Below are 7817 nucleotides of genomic sequence, written 5' to 3' on the forward strand. Positions count from 1 at the left end.
TCCTCTAAATTGCCTTCTAAACTCTTTAATTCTGGCATTGAAAGATTCTGCAGAAGCATGTTAGTTAGTCTACACCTCTCACTAATCTAAACTGTCCTTTATTTAGTATTGGCTGAAAGCCATACTTAATTCCGGTCAAAGGCAACGCCTTGACATATTGTGTAAATGTTTAATCTGCCCTTTCAGGGCGTATTCATATTTTGCATCTTCAACAAAAGGTGATACCTTTTGTTGAATTAATCTGCCACTTCGTGGCGATGACAAATTGACTACTTACAGTAGTACAAAATATAATATTGTCAACTTTACCCCCTCATCCAATTGATTATTCATTAATGAGAAATAAATGCAGTAAACCATAGACTGAATTGGTCGAACCAAACGCTTTATATAATTTTCTCCCCAAAAATATGATTTGACCCTTTACTGGATCAAGTCCATTATTACTGAGGGTTGTTGATATGCACGGCCGTGCGTATTTACATATATACTTTTACGGTTGAATATATTTTCGTATATTATACGATATCAGTGCTTTAAGTGTAATATGTAGCCTATGCTAAGAAAATTTTCCCATATATTAATTCTGATATTTATCGCCACTTCCTGTACGCATGATGTTTACCGGGTTATAAAATATTCGGATTATGATAAGGATACTGAAGACTATTCTGATTATTTTTTTCCAAAGGATGAGTATTACGTTGTAAAAAACAGTAATTATTATTACGTAAAAGCCGATACAGTACTACACTTTAAAAAAATACTTTATCAGGGGGTTGAAAATGGGTTTCACAGGACTCTGGTAAAGGATGATGCTGATCGTACTTACTTTCTGGATGCCTATGTTGATATTGGGTATTATGACGATGAATACGTATATGTAGATGTGATAGACACCGGAACCAAAGAACAGTTATTTCGTTTTGTTTTGGACTGGAAAAACAGAATGAAAGATCTCAGCCTAAATGAAAGGATAGCTGAATTGGATAAATAGTTATTATACACGTCATGTCGACCGGAGCGATAGCGTAGTGGAGACATCTCATGAAAATTAGGATTAATATAATTAGATATCTCGGCTTCACTACGTTTCGCTCGATATGACGATATAGGTGTCATTATCTTACTCCACCTTAAAAAATTCTTCGAGCTCCTGTAAGGCTCCCTCGCTTCGGTTCATATCTTTAACCATACAACCCTTCTCCAGAACAACAATACGCTCGCATACTTCGGTTACGTGGTTCAGATCGTGACTCGAAATAAGTATTGTTACTTCTTTGTTTTCGTTAAGAGTTTTAAGGATGTTTTTTAATCTGAACTGCGTACTCGGGTCAAGATTGGCAAAAGGTTCATCCAGTATTATAACTTCGGGATTGCCGATTAGTGTTGCCACTATACCTGCCTTTTTTTGGTTACCTTTCGATAAGTCTCTAAGGTATTTGTTTACACCGAGTATTTCACCGTTAAAAAGTTCTTCGAATTGTTCGAGGAATTCTTTTAAGTCGGTTTTGTTCACTCCGCGCAATGAAGCTATAAAATCGAAATATTCATCAGGAGTGAGATATCCTATAAGAAAGCTCTCATCGATATACGAAGATGTAAATTCTTTCCAGGAAGTAGATTTATTTACCTGAATTTCCTGATTTGTAATATGTCCGCTTGTGGGTTTTATTAAATCAAGTAGGAGGCTGAACATTGTTGTTTTCCCCGCACCGTTGTTTCCAACCAGTCCGAACGACTGACCTTTGGGGATTTGAAGGTCTTCGATATTTAAAACAACTTTGTCTTCGTATTTTTTTGAAATATTCTGCAGGTGTATCATTTTCTATATTGTTGAATTGTGTAATATCTTGTTTTGCGTGAGGGATGGAGGCGGCATCCTTTTTATTGCCTTAGCAATAAAAAGATATAGCCGAGAGCCCGACCCCGGCTACTGAACTTATTTTGTCTTATGGCAGACAAGGGATAAGTAGCCGGGGGCACGCCCTCACAATCACTCTTATTTTTCGCTAAAAGCTTCAATTATTTTATATTTTCTTTCCGCCAGCTGTGTTGCGACGATGTATATTAATTTTTGATGAAAAACTATCCCCAGTAATCCCAGTATAACTATTAGCGATATACTTCCTGCAAATCCGTAAATCATATCGCCAATCCAGTATATTAAAACAGGTAGTGCCAGTATCGGGATTACCATAAGCCATTGTTTTGCTCCCGTGCCCTGATAATTCATAACTGCGCTGCGGCTCAGGTCGATGGCTTTGTTGTTGAACGACGACATCATTAACAGTAAAAGAATATTTACTCCTATATTGTAAATTGCGGCAGCAAAATGGAGCAGCAGTATTTCCCATCCAAAGTACACATAAGGTATCGACAAAACAAAGAACAAAACCACTGCGATTGACATTATTGCAAACTTTGATTTTACATAAGTCAGCAGGTTTGTGCGCTGTGTCATAAGCATTGAATAGTGGGCACTGTCCCAGGCGGGAATATATTGCCCGAAATTGATAGCGAATACACCGGTAATGAAAACCGCTACAAAAACCATAAATGTTGGTTTATCCTGATAAACAGGGTTTGGATAAAATATAAGTCCGTAAAACAGAAGGGCAAACGACATGTAGACTAAAGTTTTAGGGCGTTTGTTTCGCCAGATCATTTTAAGGTCGAGTTTTATATATGGTGCTATTTCTCCAAAGCTGTTGGCCCATTCCATTGAATTAAGGCTTGCTACTTCCGATTTGCTTTTTACGGTATCGTCGAGATTTATTCTGGAAACTAAATAGTTATAATTGATGTAGTAAAACAGTAATATTGAGGCAAATGGAATAAACAGCAGGATAGGTTCTCTTACTATATTGTTTAGCAGTATGCCAAAGTAATGTTTAGCCGAAAAGATGTTGAAGTAATCAAGTGCATAAAGGATAACAAAAATTATGAGTGCAGGTAACAGAAATTTCACGTTATCGTTAAAGGAGCGTTTTAGTATAAAGTTCAGATAGTTGTTACTCATTAAAAACATTGTCACAGCTAAAATCCATGTTAGAATTTGAGGAGTGCTATATCCGTAATGCGGGAGGTTGAACGAAAATGGAATTATAAAAAGTAAGGGAATATAATTGAAAGCCGAGAATTTCGACTTTATCAGCAGGTAATTTACAATGGTGCTTTTCTCTATAGGAAGATGTAGAAAGGGCTTTATGGAAATTACCGGTAAAGACTGCATCATAAATCTCACGAATAAATCCATGCCGAAATATGTTAGCAGAAAAGAGTTCACAATTACAAGGGGGTCGCCACTAATTCCTATATCTTCTTCCAATATCCTCGGAAGAAGAAAGCCTAATGAGGCAAATACTGCTGCAAAGTAAAGAACAAAAAATCCCAACAGTAAATTGATGAAAATATTTTTGTTTCTCAGGCGCGACCGGAAAGATTCCTTTCTGCTAAGGGAAAAAAGTTCTAAGATCATGGGTTAATAATTTAGGTTTATAAATTTAGAATTATTTTGATTTTAATATCTTAATAAAATCCTAATTTTTAAGTGTTTATTAATTAGGGAGTTTAACTTATATACAGAAAGGATTATTGCTGGTAATAGTTGTAATTATTTACAACAAACACCGGACAGGTGATTGTTTGTCATGAAAAATTAATTGTTTGTCATTGCACTGGGCGTTTAGTCATTAAAAATTTGCAGGCTTTGTGATTTGCCGCATATTTGCAGAGTAAAAACAAGGGAATTGTAGAGATACAAGTTTTTCATAGTAAGATTTTGGGTTAGTTAGAAAAGGTTCTTCAGTCGGAGAACCTTTTTTTTGTCTCATTTTTTTAGACAGCCTCATGAGTTTTGGAGATAGAGTGTTGAATCAGCTCAAATATTTAACTCTAAACTTAACAATTAAACTCAGTGAACGTATCAGCATCCAAACGGTAAAAGCAATCCATATACCGTAGAGTTTAAGGTCAAAGTAGTCTGAAATATAAATTGTGGGAGCAAAACCAATGAAAGTTGCTGCTATAAGTACATTCCTAAGATATTTGGCTTCTCCCAGACCTTTAAAAATACCGTCAAAGGTAAATGCGAGGGCATTTATGGGTTGCATGGCTATTACCATCCAGAAAATGCTGTAGAAAATATTTAACACTTCACGGTCGGCGATAAATATTCGGCCAATTGTATAGTAGCCAACAGTATAAAGTGCACCGAGAACCACAGCAACAAAAACACTGTATTTACTCAGGTCGATTCCTAATGTCCAAAGGCGTTTGTAATCTTTTGCTCCGAGTAACTTGCCGGATATAGCGTTACCTGCATTGGCATATCCGTCGATAAAAAATGATGAGAATAACCAGATATTCATCGCAATTGTCTGCGCTGCAATATACTCGTTGCCATAACCTGTGGCGTATTTATTTGCGAGATATATGGCATAGTTCAGTGCGGCAGTACGTATAAACAGGTTTAGGCTCATTTTTATAAGATTGCCCAGTTCGGGATGTATGCTACGGCTAAGTTTCAGGTTGAATTCTGTGTTTTTGAGGTATAAGTAAATACTAATAAGCATCATAACAAATTGTGAGATCAAACTTGCATAGGCTGCACCTTCTATTCCCATGGCCGGGATATTTGCATAACCGAAAACCAGAATAAAGTCGAGAATTATATTTATTACTCCTCCAATAATAGAAATATACATGGCCCAAATAGTATTCTGCATCCCTCTGAAAACTCCAAATATTGAGAAGGTAATCAAGGTGAACGGGAACCCGAATGCCCTAATTTTGAAATACGACACTGCATAATCCAATATCAATCCGTCGGCATTGTAGAGTCGGAAGATCTCGTAGGAGAAAATTGATGTGATGTAATAAACCAGCAGACTGAGCAGTAAATTCATGAAAATAGTCTGGGGAACAAGTGCTTTTACTTCTTTGAGTTTTCCTGCCCCGAGATATTGTGAAACTATTGCTGAAATAGCTGTTTTAGTCTGTGCCAATACCCAAATCAGAGCCGATAGAAAGGAACCTGCAATACCAACTGCAGCCAGAACTTCAGTTGCGTTATCGGGAACATTACCAACAATGGCAATATCTGATAAAGAGATTAAGGGCTCGGCAATACCCGCCAGAATTGCCGGTATGGCTAGCTTGTTAATTTCTTTGAGGGATATTCTTGACATGAGTTAATGCTATAATGGTTTATTGTAAAATCACAATAATAGTTCGTAACAGTGAAAAGGATGTTCGCTTTGTTTTGGGAAATATATGTCATCCAGTTTTTTATATCCCCTGTTTTGATAGAATTTATTATTACGCGGATTTTTACTGAAAGTATCAAGCCTTACACTTGTATATCCCATCGAATGAGCAAAACCTTCGGCAAAATCCATTAATTCTTTGGCGTAACCTTTTCTCTGATAGTCGGGATGAACAGCCAGTCGGTGGATATAGATACTTGTTCCCTGTGGGCTTAGCCATTTAATGTTTTCGTATTCTTCATCTTCAATTTCGGTTATCACAATTATACCGTAAATTTTACTCTCGTCTTTTATACAAAACAATTCCCCTCTTGAGATATCTTCACTCAATTTATTTTTTGGAGGATACTTTTCATTCCACTGATATATTCCATTCGAAATCATATTCGAAGCACAGGCTTTCGTTAAGGAGTGAATTTCTTCTATATCATTCTTTTCGGCTAAACTTATTAACATTTTATGGGAGATTATATAGTTGACAAAATTAGCATTTAATAGTGCATTAGCAAACGTAGAAAAATTTATCAGGAGATGTTTTTTATTTTATTATGAGAGGGGTATAGGTGTAAGTTTTGTTTATAATGTCGAAATTTGCAGAGATAAAAAGAAACAATGTAAATGGAAGATAAAATGCCATCGGTATTATGGACGGGAAAGCTTTCTTTTTTATCGAAATTGTTGGTTAATTTCGGTAATGCAATCGCATGGGCAACAGGCTATACCAAGAATGTTGATGCAATGAAAAAAAGGACAGAGAAAGGCTATTCAGGAGCATTGACCGACGATATTGCTAATTACGACAAACTTGGACTAAAGCACTATAGTAAAATCTCTGAAGCTCTTTTATACGGTAAATCGTTTATGGGAAAGACTGTACTTGATGTTGGCTGCGGTACGGGGGTTTCTGCTTTCATTGTTCTGAAACACGGAGCACAGAAGGTTGTTTGTGGCGATATATCAGAATATATGCTGAATAAGTGTGAAAATAAAGCAGAGGAACTCGGATACAACAACGGGCAGATTGAGTATATAAAACTTGATTCCGATTCTCTTCCATTTGAGAATGATTCCTTTGACATTGTGATTTCATCTATGTTATTGGGGCTTGTGCCAAATCAGGAGAAGGTAATTAAGGAAATGGTCAGAGTTCTGAAACCCGAAGGAATGATAAATATTGCTACTCACGGCCCCGGCTTATATCAAGAAGCTATAGAGACTGCTTTGTGGACTTTACCTAAACTACCTGCATTGGGTTATAGACTGGAATATTGGCCCAGAGATGAAAGGTACTTAGAGCAAGTGTTTCGGGAATTGAAATTGGATTATATTTCTACCCGGAGGATAACATGGAAAGAAAGCTTTAAAAGCGGACTTGCGGCCTATGATTTTTTTGCATCAACATCTTCAGCATGGTGGTACTCTGTTTATGCACCTGATAAAAGGAAAAAAGTAATTCAAAAAGTTAGAAATGCTTTCACGAAAAAAGGTGTTAGGGAGATCACAAGCGATATTGTTATTGCGAGCGGGCGTAAAGCATAAATGTTTTATAAATCCCCCTTTTTGTTAATTATAGTTAAACTACACTTAAGTAGTGTTAAGTATAGTATTCATCATGAAAATGACTGAATCTTTACAGTATTTTTGCGTCATTAATTAGAAAAAATAAAGATCACTATGATTAATGCAGCAAGGATTTCAACTATAATACTGGGTTTTGTATTGTTTTCAAATTTCGTCAGTGCACAGCAAAACCAGGGTCAGCCAAAATTGTCATTTTCGGCTTTCGATATAACACAAGACGGTAAAATATCCCAGTTTGAATTCGATACCGGGAAAAACAAGATTTTGGAAGATGCGCAGGGAAGCTCTGTAAAACTGGAAAATATTTCATTTGCCGATGTTGATGCCAATTCTGATAATGTAATTACTGAAGAGGAGTTTAAAAAGGTTTTTGAAGTAAAGAAGAAAACCGGCTCTAAAAAAGGTAAAGGCCGTGGAAAGGGTAATGGCAGGGGGAAAAGAAACAGGTATTGAGAATAATTAACTTTTAAGTTTGTTGTTTCTCTTTTTCAGATAACTCATTATAAATAACACTCCAACAATTACAAAAGGAACAGTTATCATCATAATAATTCCGAGACTCATCCAGTATGAATGATTCATGTTGTAGTTATGTTTGAATACCCAGGGAGACAAGGCGAGTCCGATGACTGCAAATAGAATTCCTCCTATAAGCTCCCATTTCCAGGCAATAAGAAGGATTAAGGTTAAAACAAAAGAAGGGATGAGGTGCATGGCAAAGGCACCAAGTTGTTTCCAAAAGGGTAAATCAGGTTCATAAGCATCTAAGGCAAACATACTGATGAATAAAATAGCCAGGATGCAGAGGATTCGGGGCGACCAGTGTAAAATTTTTATTTGCGTATTCATTTTACGGGTATTTGGTTCCTGTTTTCTATATAAAGGTAGTTAATAAATAAGTAATTATATATTGTAAATAATATTATATTTGCCCTCACAATCACGGGGATGTAGCTCAGCTGGCTA

Annotated in this window: 8 protein-coding genes; 3 read left to right on the forward strand and 5 right to left on the reverse strand. The window is 36.3% G+C overall.

Annotated elements, in window-relative coordinates; genetic code table 11:
- Positions 1-556: 556 nt before the first annotated feature.
- Complete coding sequence (locus tag ABFR62_11885) at positions 557-997, forward strand: hypothetical protein (protein ID MEN8139121.1); 441 nt, start codon at positions 557-559, stop codon at positions 995-997.
- Positions 998-1126: 129 nt separating this feature from the next.
- On the opposite strand, the gene ABFR62_11890 is transcribed toward ABFR62_11885, so the two are convergent.
- The 4 genes from ABFR62_11890 to ABFR62_11905 all read right to left on the reverse strand — a co-directional run bounded on the left by ABFR62_11890 (position 1127) and on the right by ABFR62_11905 (position 5726).
- Positions 1127-1825 (reverse strand): ABC transporter ATP-binding protein, encoded by a 699-nt coding sequence (locus ABFR62_11890; protein ID MEN8139122.1) that lies wholly within the window; start codon positions 1823-1825, stop codon positions 1127-1129.
- Positions 1826-2002: 177 nt separating this feature from the next.
- Positions 2003-3481 (reverse strand): DUF5687 family protein, encoded by a 1479-nt coding sequence (locus tag ABFR62_11895; protein ID MEN8139123.1) that lies wholly within the window; start codon positions 3479-3481, stop codon positions 2003-2005.
- Positions 3482-3878: 397 nt separating this feature from the next.
- A complete protein-coding gene (locus ABFR62_11900; GenBank protein MEN8139124.1) occupies positions 3879-5192 on the reverse strand; it encodes an MATE family efflux transporter in 1314 nt (437 codons plus the stop codon).
- Between the two features lie 30 nt (positions 5193-5222).
- Positions 5223-5726 carry a GNAT family N-acetyltransferase gene (locus tag ABFR62_11905; GenBank protein MEN8139125.1) on the reverse strand — a complete coding sequence of 168 codons (504 nt, stop codon included), beginning with the start codon at positions 5724-5726 and terminating at the stop codon, positions 5223-5225.
- A 162-nt stretch (positions 5727-5888) separates the two neighbouring features.
- Here ABFR62_11905 and ABFR62_11910 point away from each other — a divergent pair, with 162 nt between their 5' ends.
- Positions 5889-6809 carry a class I SAM-dependent methyltransferase gene (locus ABFR62_11910; protein MEN8139126.1) on the forward strand — a complete coding sequence of 307 codons (921 nt, stop codon included), beginning with the start codon at positions 5889-5891 and terminating at the stop codon, positions 6807-6809.
- Between the two features lie 135 nt (positions 6810-6944).
- The gene (locus ABFR62_11915; protein MEN8139127.1) at positions 6945-7304 is read left to right on the forward strand and encodes a hypothetical protein; all 360 of its coding nucleotides are present in this window, start codon (positions 6945-6947) and stop codon (positions 7302-7304) included.
- A gap of 6 nt (positions 7305-7310) precedes the next feature.
- Here ABFR62_11915 and ABFR62_11920 read toward each other — a convergent pair whose 3' ends face one another.
- Positions 7311-7700, reverse strand: a complete 390-nt coding sequence (locus ABFR62_11920) for a hypothetical protein (GenBank protein ID MEN8139128.1) — start codon at positions 7698-7700, stop codon at positions 7311-7313.
- Positions 7701-7817 lie beyond the last annotated feature (117 nt).

This window comes from Bacteroidota bacterium, assembly GCA_039714315.1.
Lineage (GTDB): Bacteria > Bacteroidota > Bacteroidia > Flavobacteriales > JADGDT01 > JADGDT01.

Bases quoted from the DNA above. Each gene is read 5' to 3' on its own strand.
- ABFR62_11905 (MEN8139125.1), bottom strand. From the start codon at position 5,726: ATGTTAATAAGTTTAGCCGAAAAGAATGATATAGAAGAAATTCACTCC.
- ABFR62_11920 (MEN8139128.1), bottom strand. From the start codon at position 7,700: ATGAATACGCAAATAAAAATTTTACACTGGTCGCCCCGAATCCTCTGC.
- ABFR62_11895 (MEN8139123.1), bottom strand. From the start codon at position 3,481: ATGATCTTAGAACTTTTTTCCCTTAGCAGAAAGGAATCTTTCCGGTCG.
- ABFR62_11900 (MEN8139124.1), bottom strand. From the start codon at position 5,192: ATGTCAAGAATATCCCTCAAAGAAATTAACAAGCTAGCCATACCGGCA.
- ABFR62_11890 (MEN8139122.1), bottom strand. From the start codon at position 1,825: ATGATACACCTGCAGAATATTTCAAAAAAATACGAAGACAAAGTTGTT.
- ABFR62_11885 (MEN8139121.1), top strand. From the start codon at position 557: ATGCTAAGAAAATTTTCCCATATATTAATTCTGATATTTATCGCCACT.
- ABFR62_11910 (MEN8139126.1), top strand. From the start codon at position 5,889: ATGGAAGATAAAATGCCATCGGTATTATGGACGGGAAAGCTTTCTTTT.
- ABFR62_11915 (MEN8139127.1), top strand. From the start codon at position 6,945: ATGATTAATGCAGCAAGGATTTCAACTATAATACTGGGTTTTGTATTG.